The organism is Cypionkella sp., assembly GCF_034376685.1.
In the GTDB taxonomy this organism is placed as follows: domain Bacteria; phylum Pseudomonadota; class Alphaproteobacteria; order Rhodobacterales; family Rhodobacteraceae; genus Cypionkella.
Window position 1 is genome coordinate 19,865 of sequence record NZ_JAXMJJ010000045.1, and the last position, 19,524, is coordinate 39,388.

Here is a 19,524-nt window from a genome sequence, read left to right on the forward strand (position 1 = left end):
GGCTGCTACTGGGCGTATGGCCTAGCCGATCTCAACGATCAACTCGCCCTGAAGCTGCTCAATCGCCACCGTCAGACTGCCTGCTTCGCACGGGATATTCACCCCATTCAGGCGCGCGGATTTCAAACCGGTGCCCAGTCCATCCGGGTTCAGGATTGTCACCAGACAGGGAGCAGGCCCTAAAGTCAGCCGAACCTCAACCTGCGGCCACGCCTTTGGGAAACATGGGGCAAAGCGCAATGAGTCTCCGGTGCGGGTTATGCCCAGCAAGCCCTCTATCCCCGCCCGATACATCCATGCGGCAGAGCCTGTGTACCATGTCCAACCGCCGCGTCCCGTATGCGGGGCGACCGAGTAGACATCGGCGGCGATCACATAGGGTTCAACCTTGTAACGCGCCGTTTGGGCAGGCGTCAGGGCGTGGTTGATCGGGTTCAACAGCGCAAACAGCGCCCCTGCTGCATCGCCATTACCAAGGCCAGTCTGCGCAAGCACTGCCCACATCGCAGCATGACTGTATTGACCGCCATTTTCACGCAGGCCGGGCGGATATCCCTTGATGTAGCCCGGATCGGGGAAAGATTGGTCAAACGGTGGTTTGAACAGCAGCGCCACATCTGGGGTGATCAGGTGATCAACCACAGACTGCATCGCCATCGCGGCCCTGTCAGGCGTGGCCACGCCAGACAACACCGCCCAAGACTGCGCGATGGAGTCAATCTGACATTCGGGCGAGCTTGCCGAGCCCAGCAGACTGCCATCGTCAAACCGTCCGCGGCGATACCATGCGCCATCCCAACCATCGCGCTCGATGGCTTGCCGCACAGTTTCGGCATGGGCCTGCCAGCGGGCGGCGCGGGCGGGGTCACGGGTTTCGGCCAAGGGAGACATGGCTTTGATCGTGGCAATCAGCAGCCAGCCCAGCCACACGCTGGTGCCTTGCCCTGCTTCGCCGACACGGTTCATGCCGTCGTTCCAGTCTCCGGTTCCAATCAGCGGCATGCCATCCGCACCAGTCAGAGCAATCGCCTGATCCAAGCCTCGCGCACAGTGTTCGAACAGCGTCGCGCTGGTTTCAGAGACGCTGGGCTGGAAAAAGTTGTCATGTTCTCCGGGCCGCAAATCAACGCCTTCCAGGAAGGGCAATACCTCATCCAGCACGGCGGTATCTCCTGAAACACGGATATACTGTGCCACAGCATAGCTGAGCCAGACACGATCATCGGAGATCCGCGTGCGCACGCCTTGGCCGGAATGCGGCAACCACCAGTGTTGCACATCGCCTTCGGGGAACTGCCGGGCCGCCGCGCGCAGCAAGTGCGCGCGCGTCATTTCGGGCCGCAGAGCGGTCAGTGCCATGCCATCTTGCAACTGGTCGCGGAAGCCGTAAGCCCCACTCGCTTGATAGAACCCCGCGCGTGCCCAGATGCGGCAAGCCAAGGACTGATACATCAGCCAGCCGTTCAGCATGATATCCATCGCCCGATCCGGGCTGCGCACCTGAACGGTGCCCAGCAGGTTTGCCCACCACGCTTTGACCTCGTCTAGCACCACAGTCAGGTTACGGGCACGGGTTGCAAGGATCAGCGCGCGGGCTTCTTCTGGGTTTGCACTTTGGCCCAATAGAAAGGTGACGTCGACGCTTTGACCGGGGGATAGCGCGATCTCGCGTTGCAAGGCAGCGCAAGGATCAAGCTTTGGACCAGCATTTCCGGACAATTCGCTTAGCCGGGCAGGGGTTGCCATCGACCCTGTACGCCCCAGTATTTCGCTGCGATCCGCACTGCGACTGGTGGTTTCCGCACCCAGATCGGCAAAGCCCACGCGACCCGGAAATGCCATGCCGCGTGGATTTCGGACCAGAATTGCCCCTGTATTAGCACAGATCTCGGTGATCAACGCCGTTGCCGTAGCTCCGCGAGAGGTGCCAAGCACCCATTCCGCATAGGCGGTGACCGAAAGCCGACGCGCGCGATCCGTGGTGTTGCGGAGCGTTAGCCGGGTGATTTTAACCGGGGCATCCAGGGGCACAAACTGCACCATATCGGCCTCGATGCCGTTGGAAGTGTGCTGAAATCTGGAATAGCCAAAACCGTGGCGGGCGGTGTAGCTGCCCTTGGTGCGGATTGGCAGCGCGGTTGGGGTCCAAGTTTGCCCGGTTTCAAGGTCTTGCAGATAGATCGCTTCGCCCGCTGGGTCACTGACCGGGTCATTTGACCATGGCGTAAGCTGGTTTTCCCGACTGTTTTCAGCCCAAGTGAAACCAGATCCTTCAGCCGAGACTTGAAAGCCGAAGCTGGGATTAGCAATGACGTTGATCCATGGTGCGGGAGTGGTTTGGCCGTCTTGCAGCACGGTGACGTATTCTTGGCCATCCAGATCGAAGCCGCCAGTGCCGTTGAAAAACTCCAGTTTGGGCGGGGTGACGGGTTTAGCTGGCAAAGATTCAGGCGCTATTTTTTGCGGCAACGGCGCAGCTGTCACGGGCAACAGATCAAGCTGTGCACCGATGCTGCCCCGGCTGGCGATCAGCACGACCGCTGCTGCAGCCATCAGCCGCGCGCGCGTCTCAAAGGCAGTCATATCGGTGCGCAAGGTGTAGATTTTGCCTGTCGAACTTGGCGTGCCGGGGCGCGCCTGTGCCGAGCGCACCGCCGTTTCAACCGCAACTTGCAGGTCTTGGACATAGGACGACGCACGATCATTAAGGATCACCAGATCGACGGCCAACTGTCGCATCCGCCAGTATTCTGCGGCTGCCAGCACCTCTTGCAGTCGCCCGATATCCTCGGCATCGCTTATCACCAGCAATACAATCGGCAGATCACCCGAGATACCCAAGGCCCACAGGTCCGATTGCGGCCCAGCCCCCGCGCGTACTTGCGCGGAACTGGCACGCAAGCGCGCATCGCCCCGAACCAACATACCGGCAAGCCTTTGGAAATCTGAGGCGGTGGCTGCGGTGATCTCGAGATGGCGCAGTTGCACCTGTGTCTGTGTCCAGGCCAGCGTAACGGCCCGGCCAAAGGCGGATGAATCGCGGTGGCGGTCAACAAGTTCCAGCAAGGTCTCGGGAGTTTCGGCAACCATAGTCCAGAATGTAACCCGTACGCGGCCCCCACCGGGCACCAGAACGCGGCGGCGCAGCGAGAAAATCGGGTCCAGCACCGTGCCAGTGGTGCCCGAAAGCGGTCCTGCTGCGGCGGAAGGATCGTTCAACGCTTGTCCGCGCCCGATGAATTTCGCCCGATCGGTTTCATACTGTTGCGGCGCACTTTCTTCGCCCTCAACCACAGCGATATGCGCGGCCCAAACTTCGGGATCTGATGGGCTGCGTTTGCGCCGTGTGGCGATCAGCACGCCAAGTTCCGGCAGATAATCGGTGACGACGAACAGCTTAGAGAATGCCGGATGGGAAAGGTCGGATGCAGCTGGAGCCAACACCAGTTCAACGTAAGAGGTGACGTCAATCTCGCGCGGGTGACGCCCCGTGTTGGTCAGCGTCACACGGCGGGCTTCGGCGTCATCTTCGGCAGAGACGACAACTTCGGTATGGGTTAGCAGGTGCCGCGCTTTATGGGTGAAAGCCGCGTGATGTTCACAAAACACCGCACGGTGCAGGTTGCTATCGTGCCCTGTGGGCAAAACGGCAGCAGACCATTGGCCACCAGATCGCACATCACGCAGATAAACGAAGCTACCATGCTGTGCCTGCGTCGCATCCGCGCGCCAGCGGGTGATGGCAACATCGCGCCAGCGGCTGAAGCCCGCGCCCTTCGGGGTCAGCATGACGCCATAGCTGCCATTCGACAGCAGATGTGCAGTCGGAGCCGACGTCGCCGGACTGTTGAAATGGCGCACCACCGGCGCAGCCAGGGTCTCAATCGCCGCCACCGACACTTCTTGCGCGCGCGGAGGGGCTATCGCCACGTCGCGCGGCACCCGTTCTTGCAGCAGCATCTCAACGGCCTGAATGATCGGTTCGGCATGAAAGCGGTCGCGCAACTGGCCGTCTTGCAAGACATTGGCGATGGCCGTGATCGTCATGCCCTGATGATGCGCCATGAAGCTGCGCACGATGGCGCAGCTTGATCCTTGGGGAACCCTGGATGCGGTAAAATCCAACGCCTCATAAAAGCCAAAGCGTCCTTCCGCCCCCAAATCAGCCAGGGCTGCATAGTTCTGCAATGCCGCCTGCGGATCCACCATCGCGGCAAGGCCTGTCGCATAAGGTGCGAGCACACGGTTTTCACTGAGGCCGCGCTTCAGCCCCAACCCCGGCACGCCGAAGTTGGAGTATTGATAGGTCATTTCCAGATCGCGGGCATTATAGGCGGATTCAGATATCCCCCACGGCATGTCCAGCGCTGCCGCGTAGGCCTGCTGCTGCGCCACAATGCGGCGGTTGGTTTCCTCTAGGACCGAACCCGCCGGCGCGCGCATCACCAGCGACGGCATCAGATATTCAAACATGCTGCCCGACCATGAAATCAAAGCCGAGCCCGCGCCGATGGGTGTGGCGCCACGGCCCAGCCGGAACCAGTGCCGGGTTTCCACATCGCCTTTGGCAATGGCAAACAGGCTGGCCAATCGTGCTTCCGAGGCTAAGAGATCATAGCAGTTTGCATCCAGTGTGTTGGTCGAAACCGAAAAACCGATCGAGAGCAGCTTTTTTTCTGGTTGGATGAGAAAGCCATATTCCATATCCATTGCCAGCTGCCGCGCCTGATCGCCGACCGCAGACAGTCGAGCGGGCAAGGCAGGTTCTGCCAGTTGGCTGGCGTGTGTTGCGGCAATCGCGCGCGTCCAGAAGGCCAGTTCTGACTCTGGTCCTGCATGTGCTACGGCCAAGTCTGCCGCCTGCGAGGCCAAGGCGGGCTGATTTGCCACCTGCGCAAGCAGGGCAGACAGTTGCGGATTGGGATTGGCTTCAAGTGCCTGAAGGGCCAAAGCGACAGCGTCATGCAGCCCGCGCAGATCGGCCGCAGATGCGTGCGTCTGCCAGTGTTGGCAAGCTTGTGCCACGGCGATCAGGTGACCCGCGAGGTTGCCACTGTCAACCGTCGAGACATAAGCCGGATCCAGCACGCGCAGATCTGACGTGTCATACCAGTTGTAAAGATGGCCGCGATAGCGCGGCATTTGCGACAGCGTCGCAAGGGTTTGTTCCAGACGTGTCACTGCCTCGGCTTGACCGATCCAGCCCATGTCTTTCGCCACCGTTACCGACAGAAGATAAAGTCCGATATTGGTTGGAGAGGTGCGCGTGGCGACCACCGGCTGGGGGATTTCCTGAAAATTGTCAGGCGGCAGGAAATGGCTGGCCTCGGTCACAAAGGTCTCAAAATACCGCCAGGTCCGACGGGCGATCAGACGCAAGGCATCTCGATCCGAAGGGCGGAGCGGCAGGGCATCTCTGGCTTTGCGGGGCAAACTGATCCAGCGCGCCAGCGCAGGTGCAGCCAGCCACAGGATGGCGAAGGTCAGCGCCAATGGCCAGATCGACGGATTGATCGCGGCAGCCAAAGCGCACACACACAGCCCCAGAGCGACGCCACGCAGTTTCCTTAGATAGAAGCGGGCGTAGCCGGGCATACCGCCGCCGCCGGATTGCGCCGCTGTCAACCACTCCAACAGATGTTTACCTGTTCTAAGTCGTACAGCTGTGCGCAAAATAGCATCCAGCATCTGCGCCGCCGTATCCGCCAGCATGATCACGGTGAGGGCGACCTGCGCAAAAGCGATCTTCACGTCCCCAAGCAACGCCTGAAAATGGCTGCGCGAGGTGATCCCCGCCCGACCCGGTAGAAGCGCCAACGGCAGCGCAATCAACCTCGGCAGCGCCAGCAATACCAAGACGGCTCCGGTCCATGCCAAAGCCTGAGGCAGTGGCAGCAGCCAGCCTGCAAACAACGCCAAAAGCGTCATCGGGGCCAGCAGGGAACGACGCAGATTATCCAGCATCTTCCAGAGGTTGACCGCAGAAATTCCACCGACGGTTTTGCGCGCGCCAGTGATCCACGGCAACAGCTGCCAGTCACCACGCACCCAGCGGTGCTGGCGGCGGGCATCCACATCTTGGCGAGCCGGGAAATCCTCGACCACCTCAATATCCGATGCAAGGCCTGCGCGTGCGAAGCTACCTTCGAACAAATCATGACTTAACAATGTATTGTCTGGCACTCGACCCGCCAAGGCGGCCATGAAAGCATCGACATGGTAAATGCCCTTGCCTGTGAACGAACCTTCGGAGAACAAATCCTGATACACATCCGAGCGCGCGGCCGCATAGGGTTCGATCCCGCCGGGACTGGAGGAAATCCGCTGATACAGGGAACCGTCAAGCCCAAGTGGCAGGGCCGGGGTCACTTGCGGTTGTAAAATTCCATAGCCAGAAACAACGCGCTGGCTGACCGGATCAAGAACGGGGCGGTTCAGCGGATGCGCCATTTTCCCGATCAGCCGCCGCACTGTATCGCGCAAGATCCGGGTGTCAGCATCCAGCGTGATTACGAATTGCACGCCTTGTGGCACCACAGCATGGGGCAGAAAACTGGTATCTGTCGCGCCGCGCAGCAGCCTGTTCAGTTCCACCAGTTTGCCGCGCTTGCGTTCCCATCCCATCCAGACGCCTTGCGCTGGGTTCCATTGGCGCTGACGGTGCAGCAGCAGAAATCTGTCACCGTCTTCGGATGGATAGGTTGCATTCAGCTTGGCAATCGCCGTGTGCGCGGTGGTTATCAGGGCCTTATCAAGCGGGGTGCTTGGCTCGGCGGCATCTGGCCCGTCGGAGAGCAATGCAAAATGCACAGCACCGCCTATGCTGGAAAGGTAATGCACTTCCAGCCGTTCAATCTGCTCCATCAGGTCTTGCACATTGGTCAGCAACACCGGCACCGCAACAAGCGTCCGAAGCTCGGCAGGGATGCCTTGCTCCAGCGACAGGCCAGGCAACGGCTTTGGCCCGACTAACCGGGTGATCACCAAATTGACCAAGGCTGTTCCTGCCTCAACCGCAAGCCAAAGTGCACTGGCGATCAAGACCGCACTCTGCAGCCCTGTGAGCCATATTGCCCCAATTACCAAAAGTGCGGCCGCGAGTGCAATTGCGCCAAGATACCCCGGTAAACCCAGCCGGAACCACAGCCGGCCCAGTCTGACCCGCAGTGGCGGCGCATAACCAAGATTGCGGCACAAAGTCTCCCGCCCAGCCCCGATCAGCGCAAAACCTGGATCGCGGGCTGCGGGCTCTTCACCCGCTTGCGCCATTGCCAAAGCGGCATCGGCCACCGCCGCTTCGTCGTGGCCCGAGTGTCGTGCAAGCAATTCGATGGCCGTGCGGTAGCGGTTGCGTGTGGCAAAATCCATATCGCTGTAGCCCGGCGCGGCACGCAGGCGGGTATCAATAAGGCTGGCCGCTTCAAAAAAATCGGCCCAATCCATTTCGGAAAGTCGGCGCATCGAGGTCACGATATTGCGCATAGTGACATTTGACGCGCCCTGCCGCGCCTGCGCGCTGGCCACCACCGTTTCAACCGACAGCCCCAAATGAGCCAGGCGTTCGCCCAGCCAACTTGCCAGCGGGGTTTCCGTCGGATCAATGCCACGCAATCGTTTGGCCATCTGAGCCGCCATGATTTCAGGCAAATCGACGCCGTCGAGTCGGGCCAGCATCGTATGGCTCGATACTCCAGACGCACTGGATGCCAAAACGCGGTCGACAATATCATCTGCGGCTTGCCGCAATCGGTTGGCTTCAGTGATCTGCACCGCCAAGCGACGCATGTTCTCGATCAGCACGATGCGCAGAGTGATCGCCACAGCCCAAAGCTCGCCAATGGTCAGTGGCTGAACCGTCTGATATGCCTGCACAAAGCGCAAGAGCGACGTCTCAGACAGAAGGCTGTCGGTATGCGCAACATAAGCCCACGCCAATCCGAGCACGCGCGGGTAGCCCGCCAATGGACCATCCGCCAGTTTTGGCAAATGGCGGTAATAGCCCGGTGGCAGATCGTCTTCGATCTGGCGCAACTGTTGCTCGACGATGTGAAAATTGTCTAGCAACCATTCAGCAGCGGGGGTGATTTGTTGCCCCGCATCAAGTGCTTGCGCCCCTGCTCGGTATGCCGAAAGCAAAGCCTTCGAATTGTCTTCCACCCGAGCCAGCAAGCTGGATACGGCAAGCGGACGCCCTTGCGTGACTGTTTGAGCTGCAGCCAAGCTGAGGGCATGATGCTCCAGCCGTTCGATGCCAAACAAATCGGCACGAATAGGAGCATCATCCGCCCAAAGCTTATCGACAGGACGACGCAGAAGCCAGTCGGGCAGGCGCAAGCGCCAACTCACCTTGCGTCCGCTGCGTTAAGATTGGACGCCTGCGGCTCTTTCAACTCGGTGGCGCGCGATGCAGGCAAGTTTTCACCTGGCGCAAGCCGCGCGTTGTGCGGCAGATCGGATCGCACCCGACGCGCCATTGCTGCCCATTCAATTTTGATCTGGTCCCAATTCATCGGATTTCCTTTCAAATGAGCCGAAGTCAGGAATACAACTCAGACGAAAGCTAACCGTTCCCACCGCGCGATATTTTGGTTGGCCAAAGTGGATAGTGGTCGAACCCCTGTCAGCGGCGCCGATCGCGCCGGATGCAGCCTTCAACGATAGCGAAAGATGTCAGCATCTGGATCGGGCTTTGCCAGGATTTCAGCTGTCACAATCTGCGCTGCGATCATCGAGAAAGTGATGCCATTGCCCCCAAAGCCCATCACGGCAAAGACGCGCTCAAGTCCCGGCACGCGGTCGATCATCGGCAAACCGTCATCTGTAACGCCAAAAGCGGCCGACCATGCGTAGGCAGGCTTACCAATTTTCACACCTGTCAGGGCCTGCAATTTCTTGGCGATGGTCTTGGCCTTTGCGGCAAGTTTCCTCAAGTCAGAGTTGGTTTCGGCGGCGTCTTCATCTTCGCCCCCCGCAATGATCCGCCCCATTTCATCGGTGCGAAAATAGAGATATGGATCAGAGGCTTCCCAAGCGATTGTCGCCTTCATCCACGCAGGCAATCCGGTCAGCGGTTCTGACGCCAGCGCCCAAGTTGAAGAGACGTGGTGCGCCTTTGATTTCATTTGCGGCAGATATTCGTAGCCCGTGCAGAAAACGGCGTGTTCTGCCAGCAGCACCTCACCATTTCGGGTCGCCAGAGCCACGCCCGTCGGAAACTCAGCCATGTCCGTGATCTCGACAGGCGAAACAAGATGTGCGCCACGCGCAAGCGCTGCCTCAAGCAGTCCGACGGTAAGCTGTGCCGGGTTGGCCGAGGCGGACGCCGGTGAAAGAATGGCGGCCGGGCGATCCATCCCGTATCGGTCGATCAGATCATGACGCGTGAGATAATCCGCCTTGATGCCGATGTCAGTGCGAGCTTTGACCTCTTTCAGGAGTGCGCGCGGCCCCAAAGCATTTCCGGCGAGATACAGCGCAGGCTTGCGTAACATCTGACAGCCCAGTTTCAGATCAGCCGTCAGATCAACAAGATCAGCAACCGCCCGTACCGAACGGAGCCAGGCCCGGTTGGCATGGTCAGACCCAATCTTCTTGCGCAGTATGGTCAAAGGCACGTCAATCTCATGCTGGATCATTGCTGTAGATGCGGGGGTGGAGCCGCGCACGGCTGGGCGACGATCAAGGATCAACACGGATTTTCCTGCGCGGGTCAGCCCTTCAGCGACCAAAGCGCCACTGATCCCTGCGCCCACAACAATCACATCGAAACGGTCGCGTGAAAGACGTGGCTCGGTCTTGATCGAAGAATGTGGTGTTTTGATCCAAAAAGGCGTGCCGCTGCGCAAATTGTCTTTGCGTGTATTGGCGTCGTGGTCAGGCATGAAAGGCTCCGCGACTGAGGGCGCCCGCCCCAACGGGCGGGCGTGAAAACGTCACGCCAGATCGCGAACCTTTGCTTCTCGCGCCCAATAGCGGCGCTTGGCGGTTTCGGGCAGATTGCTGTAGTGCCCCACACCTTCATCCGCTTCGATACCAGCACGCGCCAAAATGACTTTCGAGCCATTGCAGTGGCCGATGGCCTTCAAATGGACGAAAGCATCGGTCACAAAGCCCACCGCCGCGGAATCGCGGGCAAGTTTTTCTGCCACCTCGGGCGCAAGGATCATCGCAATGGCGTCGAACAGGGGCGATGGCGAGCCAGCCAGCTGACCATCGGCCTTCATCTCGCCGCCTTCAAGTTTTAGCAAACCGATCTTCGGCGCGATGGTGAAGACGCTGCCGCCCTCGGCTTTGATCGCTGAAATCAGTTTGTCGATCTCTGCCTTGTCCGAGCCTTCGCCAAACAGCAGCCCGACCTTGCGGCCATGCAGTGTTTGCTTCCAGTTTTTCTGGATTGAAAGAGCGTCGGAAGGCTCAAGATCCACCGGGGTGCGGAACGGTGCCGCGGCTTTGGGCAGGGCGGTGCCAAGGCCATCGGCCACACGCTGCGCGAGGCCTCCGTCAATGTTGGCCAGATGGCTTAGAACACGGTTGCGAATGTGATCAAGCCCGACCTTCGACAGCTCAAACACACAGGCCGATGCGATATGCGCCTGTTCGTTTTCGGTCTGCGAACGCCAGAACATCCGGGGTTGGCTGTAGTGATCGCCAAATGTTTCCGCCCGAATCCGCAGCTTTTCTCCCGAAACCTGTTGTGGGGCGGTGGTGAAACCAGCGGCATTGGCACGCGGGCCGGGATCTTCACCTGCCTGATCCAGACTGTTTGGCTCGTATGTCGCGCGACCCTTCGGCACAGCGGTCTGCATCAGCCCGTCGCGCATCATATTGGCATAGGGGCATTTCGGCGCATTGATCGGGATTTGATGGAAGTTCGTCGTGCCAAGCCGTGATTTCTGCGTGTCGAGATAGGAAAACAGCCGCCCTTGCAGCAGCGGATCGTCAGAAAAGTCGATCCCCGGCACGATGTTAGACGGCAGGAAGGCGACCTGTTCATTCTCGGCGAAATGGTTGTCTGGGTTGCGATCCAATACCATCCGACCAATCACCCGCAGCGGCACCACCTCTTCTGGGATGATTTTGGTCGGGTCCAACACATCATAGGGCAAGCTGTCAGCCAAAGCCTGATCAAACACCTGCACCGCGAAATCCCATTCCGGGAAATCGCCCGCAGCGATCGCTTCGTGCAGGTCGCGGCGGTGGTAATCATTGTCCGCACCCTGCAGTTTCGCGCTTTCGTCCCAAACCAAGGACTGCATGCCCAACCGAGGCCGCCAGTGGAATTTGACGAAATGCGTCTCACCTTCGGCATTGACCAATTTGAAGGTATGAACCCCAAAACCTTCCATCATCCGCAATGAACGCGGAATAGCACGGTCTGACATCGCCCAAATCACCGTATGCATGGCTTCCGGCATCAAGGATACAAAATCCCAAAAGGTGTCATGCGCAGAGGCCGCTTGCGGATAGCCTTTGTCAGCCTCCATCTTTACCGAATGAATCAGATCGGGAAATTTGATCGCATCTTGGATGAAGAACACCGGAATGTTGTTGCCAACCAGATCCCAGTTTCCTTCATCGGTGTAAAATTTCACCGCAAATCCGCGGACATCTCGAGGGGTGTCAACAGAACCAGCCCCACCCGCAACTGTCGAGAACCGCGCGAACAATGGGGTCTTTTTGCCCTTCTCCGCAAAAATGCTGGCGCAGCTCAGCTCGGGGATTGGATCAGTACATTCAAAGTAGCCATGTGCTGCAGAGCCACGGGCGTGAACGATACGCTCTGGAATACGCTCATGATCAAAGTGAAATATCTTTTCACGTAGTATAAAATCTTCCAGCAGCGTCGGCCCACGGTCTCCAACCCTCAGACTGTTTTGATTGTCCGAGATCGGAATACCGTGATTGGTGGTTAAAGCCTCACGGCCCCGTTGCTGCGCTTCTCCGGCATTGCCGGTCTGGGTCTGATAAATAGAACGTGCCATGTTCTGCTGCCTTTCAATAATTGCTGCGCGGCGAAAATCCTCGGGACATTGCCACAGACTGTCGGGGGAGACCGGATCGTCACGGTCAATCAGGCTCAGTGGTCAACGACATCGACCTGAAATGGTTCCTGATATGGTAAAATCCGCCTTGGATCGACGCGCTCGACAAGGCTGACTTGGCATCTGACCCAAGCGGAAAGCCGCCGCATTTTCATGTCGACGACCTTAAAGCGGAACCCGTGAAAAGAAGCCGAGTTGTTGCAGTACTAGGGCCACAACGGCTCATGACTGCTAAAAGTTCACAGGAGTAAGAACATGCTCGGATACAAAACAACGATCCTCGGCACCTTCCTCACCGCATCCTTGGCCTCTGTCGCCTTTGCGCAGGAAAGCAGCACGACAACTGTGCCAGCTGATACTATGACCGCCCCGATTGATTGTGAGGCGCAGTTCACCACACTCGACACGGACGCAAACGGCTTTCTGTCGGATGTCGAAGCGCCGCGGGAATATGCGCGCGCTCGGGTGGATGACATGTCCATGCAAGACACGGGCATCAGCAAGGACGAATTTCTGAACCAATGTGGAACCGACCATTGGGCGCAGAACGTGCCAGAAGAAGGCGCGCCGATTGAAGGGGCTAACAGCTTTACAGAAGAGCAGGCTCGCGACCGCGCGCTTTCGTGGAATGTCACGGATGTCTCAGTGCTGGTGCTGGACGACAAAGGCATCTGGCGCGGCGAAGGCAAACTTGATGGCACGGCAGTGACCGTTGCCGTCGACTACAAGGGCAACGTTGTCACAACGCCGAAGTCGTAACAGCGGCTTTCTATAGGTAAATGGAGGAAATCATGTCTGTTATCACAAAGATTTACGACGACTACGAGTCCGCTCGGATCGCCAAAGACAATGTCAACGCGATGGCCTTGCCGGGTGTTGAGGTGTCGATCCTTGGCAATGAAAGCATCCGGAAATATCATGAGGCCGAGATCAGCAATGATCCGGTCACCGGACGCCCGGTCACCGTGGCCGTTGATCCCGACGCTTCGGGCACTGCAACCGGCGCTGGTATCGGCGCTGCCATTGGCGGTGGCGCTGGTCTGCTTGCAGGTCTGGGCATGCTGGCGATCCCCGGAGTTGGCCCGCTGGTCGCGGCAGGTTGGCTTGCTGCCACGGCAGTGGGTGCAGCAGGCGGTGCAGTGGCTGGCGGCACCGTTGGCGCGATTGTTGATCTTGGGCTTTCGGAAGAAGACACCCCAGTGTTTTCCGAAGCGATGCGCCGGGGTAGTGTCGCTGTCAGCGTCCAATTTCCCGAAAGCTCCAGGTCAGCGGTTGAGGATGCGTTGAACACAATTCCGACAGCGTCGCTGATGGATCGCCGCACACGCTATGAGCAAGAAGGCTGGCGGAACAACTAAATCGCAGTACAATGTAATGTTCGCCTGCGGCCAATACGCCCGGTTGCGCCCCCCAAGCGGGTGGCTGGACCCAATCAGGAAACTTACGTGATCAACGGGGCCATATCAGTGGCCCCGTTGAGATATTTTTGAATCGTTCTTTCCATCTCGCAAAGCGACGGCTGCCTAGCGAGCAAATTGCCAGTCATGCAGAGCCTGAGAAAGCCGATCTAGCCCATCCTGCAGCCGTACTGCGGCACCGCCGCCAACGCCCAGCCGGATGTGGCCGGGCAGGTCGTAGGCACTGCCTGGCAGCAGGAAGGTGCGATAGGGCGGTGCCAGAAGAAAGCGCGCGAAAGCGTCGCTGTCAACGCTATCTGGCAGACGCGCAAGTCCGATCAGCCCAGCTTTCGGCGGCACCCAAGTCAGATGGTCCTGTGCTGCAACCCACGCATTCATCTGCCTCAGATTCTCCGCCCCCTCCGCACGTGCACGCTCTAACGCCGTTGCATACCGCGCTGGCCGCAAAGCCACCTCGGCGATTACCTCGCCCATGACATTCATGATTTCGCTGGAGTTTTCGCGCAGGATCAACGCATCCCGCATCTGCCCGGCATCCGGGCAAATCATCCATCCGGTCCGCAGCCCCTGCAAGCCAAGCGCCTTGCTGACCGATCCCGTTGTAATGCCGCGCGCGTAAAGCCCTGCGATTGATGGCGCGCGTGGGCCGTCCCATTCCAGCCCCGCATAGACCTCGTCCACCAGCAACCACGCACCGACGCGGTCCGCGATGGCCACCACCTCGGCCAAATCGGCAGCGCTCATCAGATCGCCGGTGGGATTGTTCGGGTTGGTCAGAAAGATCATCCGCGTGCCGGGCGTCACCGCCGCCGCCAACCGATCCAGCGGCAAGCGCCAGCCCTCCGCCTCTGCCCGCGCCACTTTGACGATTTCCGCACCCTTGGCCTTGGCCAGCACCTCGGCTTGCGGCCAGCCGGGGGTTTCGATCACGATGCGCTCGCCGGGTTGCAGACGCTGCATGATGGACAGGTAATTCGCCTCTGCCGCGCCTGCGGTGATCAGCACATCGGCGGGGGTGCAAACCCCGGTCAGACCCGCCTGCGCCAGAACATGGTCGCGCAGTTCTGGCAGACCGCGAAAGTCGCGGCTGTTCCAGTCCAGCGACAGGTTCGGGTCAAGATCGCTCAGATAGTCGCCCAAGCGCGGCGAGCCTGATAGCGAAAAGCCGACAATCGCCTCGGGTGCCGCTTCGGTTGTTTCGAGAAGGTATTGGAACAACGTGTGTATCTTGACTTTCAACAGGGCGCTCCGCTTCATCTGGCAAGGGGGTGGCAGGATGATGGATCAGATTGCGCTGAAGGGGAAACCCATTCGGCTGGCGGTATTGGACTATGGCTTGTTTGAGGTCCATTCTGGTCCGCGCACGATTGGCATCTGCGGGTTCGCGGTGCAGACCGACGCAGGCGAGTTGGTGCTGATCGACACCGGCTTTCCTGAAAAATACACCGTCAATGCCGAAGCCGCGACGGCCGAGGACGGGCTGGGCAGCTTTGGCCGCGTCTTGAAAATCACACCTGAAAACACCCCCGAAACACAGCTCGCCAAGCTAGGGCTGTCCAAGGTCGATGTCACGCTGATGATCCAAAGCCACACACATATTGATCATGTGGGCCATATGCACGGCTTTCCCGATGTCCCGATCCTGATTGCCAAGGCAGAGCGGAATTTGCCGCGTCCGATGTATTGGTCAGGAAAACAGGCGATGGAATGGCCCGCGCGCGACTATCATCTGGTCATGCAAGATTTCACGCTTGGACAGGGATTTCAGGTATTGCTATGCCCGGGCCACGCTCCCGGTCAACTGGCGTTCATGATCCAGTTGCCGGAAACCGGTTGGGTGCTGCTGACCTCGGACGCAATCAGCCGTGCGGCTGAAATCGACGAAGGTTTTGCTGGGTCGTGGGACGTGCCGCTGGCCATACATCACGGCGCGCGGTTGATGAACCTTGCGCACGAAAGGGACGCGCTGGTGATCTTTGGTCACAGTCCGCAGCAATGGCCGACTTTACGCAAAGCGCCCGAGTGGTTCAACTAGACGCGCAGCTCATCTCACATCGCGCCCCTGATTGAGAATGATCACGTTGCCGCTGCAAATATCTCCGGCGGGCGAGATCAAAAACCCGACCCACGCCGCGACCTCGCTGGGCTGCATCGCATGGCCATGCGGCATGGCAGCAATCGCACGGGCCAGCACATCCTCGGTCAGCACCTTGAACAACGGTGTTTCCGTCATTGCTGGCGCCAGCGAATTCACTGCGATCTTCTCACGCGCATAGCGCCGCGCCAGATCCTTGGTCAGTGTATCCAGCGCCGCCTTTGAGGCGCGGTAATGCGGTGGATCGAACACATCAAAATTATATGCTCCGTTCGAGCTGATATTGACGATCTTGCGCACCCCGGCGCGCCCTTTCATCAGCTTGATCGCAGCCTGAGAGCAATGAAAGGCACCCGAGAAGTTGATCGACATTTGCAGGTCTAACTCCCGTGCCGGAATGTCGGGAAAGTCGGACATAAAGCAGGTGCCCGCATTGTTCACCAAAGCATCGATGCCACCGTGATGCCGTGCAACCTGCGCGAAGACCGCCGCAATCGCGTCCGCATCGGTCAGATCGGTGACATGCCCGCTAAACTGGGGCTGCGCCATGCTGGCCAAACCTGCCGCATCAATATCCAACCCGACCACATTCATCCCGTCCGCAAGCAACTTGGCACTGATCGCCCGCCCCAGCCCACCGGCAGCCCCCGTCACCACGGCTATCTTTGTCATGCCACACCCCATCCAATTTCCGCACCCTTCTGCGGCCTGCTGAAGATCAGCACAGATGGATCGGCCGACGCAAGATTGGCATTTCGAGGCCACGACAACTGCTTGCAGCAAAGCAAGCGACGTAACGGCATTTTCCTTGTGCCGCGCGCAGTGATCCCCATGTATCATGCGGCGGCGGGTGCGGCGGACCTGAACTTCGTTTGTGTGGTGTTTTCGTGTGATCAATGCGGCCAGTTTTCAAGGGGATGACAATGACACGCAGTTTCGCGGCGGCCTTGCGTCGGGCAAATCGGCTGATGCGACCCGCCAAGTTGACGAAGTCAGCCAAATCCATTCAGAAAATGATGACGGGCCTTATGGTCAAATCGGCCCTCGCCCCACTTGCAGCACTCAAGCCAAAGACGGCTAAGTCGCGCAAAGCGGCGCTGCCCAAGGCTGGCCGCACCCTTGGTGCCGTGATCAAGCAGCTGCGGGTGGCGCAATCGCTGATGCCGGGCGCGCGGACAGGGGCAAAGGCGCGGTTGGTTTCGCCCAGCGTCCCGGCTGGCGCGCAGTATCTCAGCCGCACGCACCGCAGCGCCGCAGGGTCGCGCGGTTACAAGCTATACCTGCCCGCGAGCCACTCCAAGCGACCCAAAGGTCTGATCCTCATGCTGCACGGTTGCACGCAGAGCCCGGACGACTTCGCAGCGGGTACGAATATGAACGCGATGGCAGAGAAACATGGCCTCGCTGTGGCTTACCCGGCCCAGACCGGAAGCCATAACGCGGCATCTTGTTGGAATTGGTTCAAGCCAGGAGATCAACTGCGCGGCGCGGGTGAGCCCGCCATTCTGGCCTCACTGGTGCGCAAACTGACAAAGGAATTCGGCATTGATCGCGATACCACCTTCGTGGCTGGGTTGTCCGCTGGAGGAGCGATGACGGCTACACTGGCTGACGTCTATCCAGATATCTTTGCGGCGGCGGGAGTCCATTCCGGGCTTCCCCGCGGTGCTGCCCGCGATGTGCTCTCGGCGGTGATGGCGATGCGCAACGGCGCTGCGCCGTTCGATATTGCACCCGTCATTTCTGGATCGTCAGGCCCGGTGCGGCGGATCATCTTTCATGGCGACGCAGACAGCACAGTTCATCCGTCGAACGCCTCGATGATCGTCTCAGCGGCGGTGGGTACTGGCACGCAGCCGACAAAAGTGAGCAAACGCTCTGTGCGGGGGCGTGGCTATACTCGCAGCGAGTATACGTCAGCAGATGGCGTGGCTCAGCTTGAACTCTGGATGATCGAGGGCACGGGCCATGCTTGGTCAGGTGGCCGTGCCGCGGGTTCCTATACCGACGCCGAAGGCCCTGATGCCTCTGCGCAAATGATTCGGTTCTTTCTGGCAAAATCCGCCTGAGTTCGACTGTACTTCGGAGGGGCGAAACCCTGATGTTCGGCAGTGTGGAGCTAAGCCTCAGCACGCGTGGATCATTCCGGCCATGTAGACGAACGGCGTTTATAGTGCCGCTCAAATGAATGGCGGCACCGCATAAGCGGTGCTCGTTATTAACCACGCGGCCTAGGGCTCTCGCTATCTGTCGCAAGCAGCCGTTCCATCGCATCGGCAATCGCATGATCGGCATAGGGTTTTGCGAAGAACCGACTACCTTCTGGTAGGCTGCTCTCTTCAAGAATTGCCATACCCGAAGCAACGATCAGCTTCACCGGGGGCCACCTGTTGCGGATGTAATGCGAGAGTTTGACCCCGTCCATTGTCCCCGGCATCTGCACGTCGGTAAACACCAGATCAATGTCGTCTCTTGACTCGAGAATGCGGATTGCCTCGTCGGCATCCTGCGCTTCCAGCGCTTCATAGCCTGCGGTTAGCACAATATCGACGGCGCCCATCCGAATGATCGCGTTGTCCTCAACTACAAGCACGACTGCCTTACCGTTCTTCATCTGCCACTCGTTCATAAGATTTGGAGTTTCTACGATCCCCTTGAGTATAGCGCTTCGGCGACATTCTGGTTCCTATGCAGCCGATGGAAGGGCAACTTGGGCGCCAGGCCCACCCCGATGTCTGATGGTCACAGCTGTACCGGGATCGGCATCGCTGACTTGGAGTTCGCCGTGAAGGTTTCTGGTGAGCGCCTCGACAATACCGGTGCCCAAGCCCGCCTTAGGCGCCGCCAGGCCGGTGGGCATGCCAATGCCATCGTCGGTGATCGACAGCGTCCAATTATGACCTTCGGACGCATAGTCTATTACGATTCTACCTGTGGCTTGATCCGGGAAAGCATGCTTCAAAGCGTTAATAACCAGTTCCGTCACGATAAGGCCCAAGCTGACAGAAACATCCGCATCGACCGAGCTGTCATCGACATTCACCGCAATCGAGAGGCGGTCTGCATCAGCGATCATAGATGCACCAAGGCTTTCGCAAAGCTGGCTCAAATATGCCCTAAGCTGGACTTCTCCGCCATTTGTAGTTGACAGCTGCTTCTGCACAGACGCAATCGACATCACTCTGTGATGGGCGTTGTGTAAATGGCCGCGGGCTTCCTCAGACTGTACCCGACGCGCACTTTGCATTAGAACGCTTGCTATGATCTGAAGGCTGTTTGCAACACGGTGCTGCACTTCCTGAATCAGAATGGCCTTCTCGTTCAGCAGATCGTCTTTCAGGCGGGCGATAGCACGCGCGTCCGTCACATCCGTAACCGCGAGCAGCAGCCGAACGTGATCTTTCTGGCCGTCGTCAAGAATCTGCGCGTTCACAATCAACTGCCGTGTTTTCTGATCCGGCCGTTTGAGATCGATTTCATAGGCCTCAATCAGTGCGTTGCCTGAAGCAGTCGCATTCAGCAACGAGGTCAGCTTGGGCATCGCCCATTCGCCGCGTCCGAGTTCGCCGAGGCCCTTGCCTGCAACCGTTACCGAGTCGATATCAAAGGCACGACAGAACGATGCGCTTGCCGCAATGATCTTTAGATTTGCAGAAAGGAACAGCAGGGGTTCGTTGGACGACATTACTACCGCAAGCGTGCTGGCAGCTTCAACGTGGACAGCAGGTTTACGTGGCATAAAATGGCCCTTATGGGCCGAAAACTCGCAAAGCGAGCCATCACTCGGCAGGAACGCCTTCAACCACAAAGATTTTGGGCGACGCTCTAAGGTAGCCTACCATGTTTGCAGTGATCGGCACCACATCTATTTGACTTGATTGTTGGTCGGTAGAATCTCGTGTGCTGTGCTGAAAGCTCAAATATCTGCGTCGTAAGCGATGGTCAAAAAGCGCAATCTCACGTTCTCACC

At 58.9% G+C, this 19,524-nt stretch carries 11 protein-coding genes; 4 read left to right on the forward strand and 7 right to left on the reverse strand.

The genetic code is table 11. The features are described 5' to 3' along the window. Positions 1–21: 21 nt before the first annotated feature. From U1A24_RS09935 to U1A24_RS09945, 3 genes are all read right to left on the reverse strand, one after another. The gene (locus U1A24_RS09935) at positions 22–8,346 is read right to left on the reverse strand and encodes a GH36-type glycosyl hydrolase domain-containing protein (protein ID WP_322321819.1); all 8,325 of its coding nucleotides are present in this window, start codon (positions 8,344–8,346) and stop codon (positions 22–24) included. A gap of 305 nt (positions 8,347–8,651) precedes the next feature. Continuing rightward, on the reverse strand, positions 8,652–9,881 hold the full coding sequence (locus tag U1A24_RS09940) for an FAD-binding oxidoreductase (RefSeq protein WP_322321820.1): 1,230 nt from the start codon (positions 9,879–9,881) through the stop codon (positions 8,652–8,654). A 51-nt stretch (positions 9,882–9,932) separates the two neighbouring features. Continuing rightward, a complete protein-coding gene (locus U1A24_RS09945; protein WP_322321821.1) occupies positions 9,933–11,981 on the reverse strand; it encodes a catalase in 2,049 nt (682 codons plus the stop codon). A gap of 315 nt (positions 11,982–12,296) precedes the next feature. On the opposite strand from U1A24_RS09945, the gene U1A24_RS09950 reads away from it, so the two are divergent. Together U1A24_RS09950 and U1A24_RS09955 are read left to right on the forward strand one after the other, a co-directional pair. After that, a complete protein-coding gene (locus U1A24_RS09950) occupies positions 12,297–12,800 on the forward strand; it encodes a hypothetical protein (protein ID WP_322321822.1) in 504 nt (167 codons plus the stop codon). 32 nt (positions 12,801–12,832) lie between these two features. Then, complete coding sequence (locus U1A24_RS09955; protein ID WP_322321823.1) at positions 12,833–13,399, forward strand: hypothetical protein; 567 nt, start codon at positions 12,833–12,835, stop codon at positions 13,397–13,399. Between the two features lie 165 nt (positions 13,400–13,564). Here U1A24_RS09955 and U1A24_RS09960 read toward each other — a convergent pair whose 3' ends face one another. Beyond that, a complete protein-coding gene (locus tag U1A24_RS09960; RefSeq protein ID WP_322321824.1) occupies positions 13,565–14,716 on the reverse strand; it encodes an aminotransferase class I/II-fold pyridoxal phosphate-dependent enzyme in 1,152 nt (383 codons plus the stop codon). A gap of 19 nt (positions 14,717–14,735) precedes the next feature. On the opposite strand from U1A24_RS09960, the gene U1A24_RS09965 reads away from it, so the two are divergent. Further along, complete coding sequence (locus tag U1A24_RS09965; RefSeq protein WP_322321825.1) at positions 14,736–15,494, forward strand: MBL fold metallo-hydrolase; 759 nt, start codon at positions 14,736–14,738, stop codon at positions 15,492–15,494. 9 nt (positions 15,495–15,503) lie between these two features. Here the strand turns inward: U1A24_RS09965 and U1A24_RS09970 are convergent, their stop codons facing one another. Beyond that, on the reverse strand, positions 15,504–16,226 hold the full coding sequence (locus tag U1A24_RS09970; RefSeq protein WP_322321826.1) for an SDR family oxidoreductase: 723 nt from the start codon (positions 16,224–16,226) through the stop codon (positions 15,504–15,506). A gap of 251 nt (positions 16,227–16,477) precedes the next feature. Between U1A24_RS09970 and U1A24_RS09975 the strand changes: the two genes are divergently transcribed. Next, positions 16,478–17,623 carry a PHB depolymerase family esterase gene (locus tag U1A24_RS09975; RefSeq protein WP_322321827.1) on the forward strand — a complete coding sequence of 382 codons (1,146 nt, stop codon included), beginning with the start codon at positions 16,478–16,480 and terminating at the stop codon, positions 17,621–17,623. 149 nt (positions 17,624–17,772) lie between these two features. Here U1A24_RS09975 and U1A24_RS09980 read toward each other — a convergent pair whose 3' ends face one another. Both U1A24_RS09980 and U1A24_RS09985 read right to left on the reverse strand, forming a co-directional pair. Then, complete coding sequence (locus tag U1A24_RS09980) at positions 17,773–18,168, reverse strand: response regulator (RefSeq protein WP_322321828.1); 396 nt, start codon at positions 18,166–18,168, stop codon at positions 17,773–17,775. A 72-nt stretch (positions 18,169–18,240) separates the two neighbouring features. Further along, complete coding sequence (locus tag U1A24_RS09985; protein WP_322321829.1) at positions 18,241–19,293, reverse strand: sensor histidine kinase; 1,053 nt, start codon at positions 19,291–19,293, stop codon at positions 18,241–18,243. Between the last annotated feature and the right edge of the window lie 231 nt (positions 19,294–19,524).

Coding starts and splice junctions, on each gene's coding strand:
- U1A24_RS09975 (WP_322321827.1), top strand. CDS start 16,478: ATGACACGCAGTTTCGCGGCGGCCTTGCGTCGGGCAAATCGGCTGATG.
- U1A24_RS09950 (WP_322321822.1), top strand. CDS start 12,297: ATGCTCGGATACAAAACAACGATCCTCGGCACCTTCCTCACCGCATCC.
- U1A24_RS09940 (WP_322321820.1), bottom strand. CDS start 9,881: ATGCCTGACCACGACGCCAATACACGCAAAGACAATTTGCGCAGCGGC.
- U1A24_RS09970 (WP_322321826.1), bottom strand. CDS start 16,226: ATGACAAAGATAGCCGTGGTGACGGGGGCTGCCGGTGGGCTGGGGCGG.
- U1A24_RS09955 (WP_322321823.1), top strand. CDS start 12,833: ATGTCTGTTATCACAAAGATTTACGACGACTACGAGTCCGCTCGGATC.
- U1A24_RS09980 (WP_322321828.1), bottom strand. CDS start 18,168: ATGAAGAACGGTAAGGCAGTCGTGCTTGTAGTTGAGGACAACGCGATC.
- U1A24_RS09965 (WP_322321825.1), top strand. CDS start 14,736: ATGATGGATCAGATTGCGCTGAAGGGGAAACCCATTCGGCTGGCGGTA.
- U1A24_RS09985 (WP_322321829.1), bottom strand. CDS start 19,293: ATGCCACGTAAACCTGCTGTCCACGTTGAAGCTGCCAGCACGCTTGCG.
- U1A24_RS09960 (WP_322321824.1), bottom strand. CDS start 14,716: ATGAAGCGGAGCGCCCTGTTGAAAGTCAAGATACACACGTTGTTCCAA.
- U1A24_RS09945 (WP_322321821.1), bottom strand. CDS start 11,981: ATGGCACGTTCTATTTATCAGACCCAGACCGGCAATGCCGGAGAAGCG.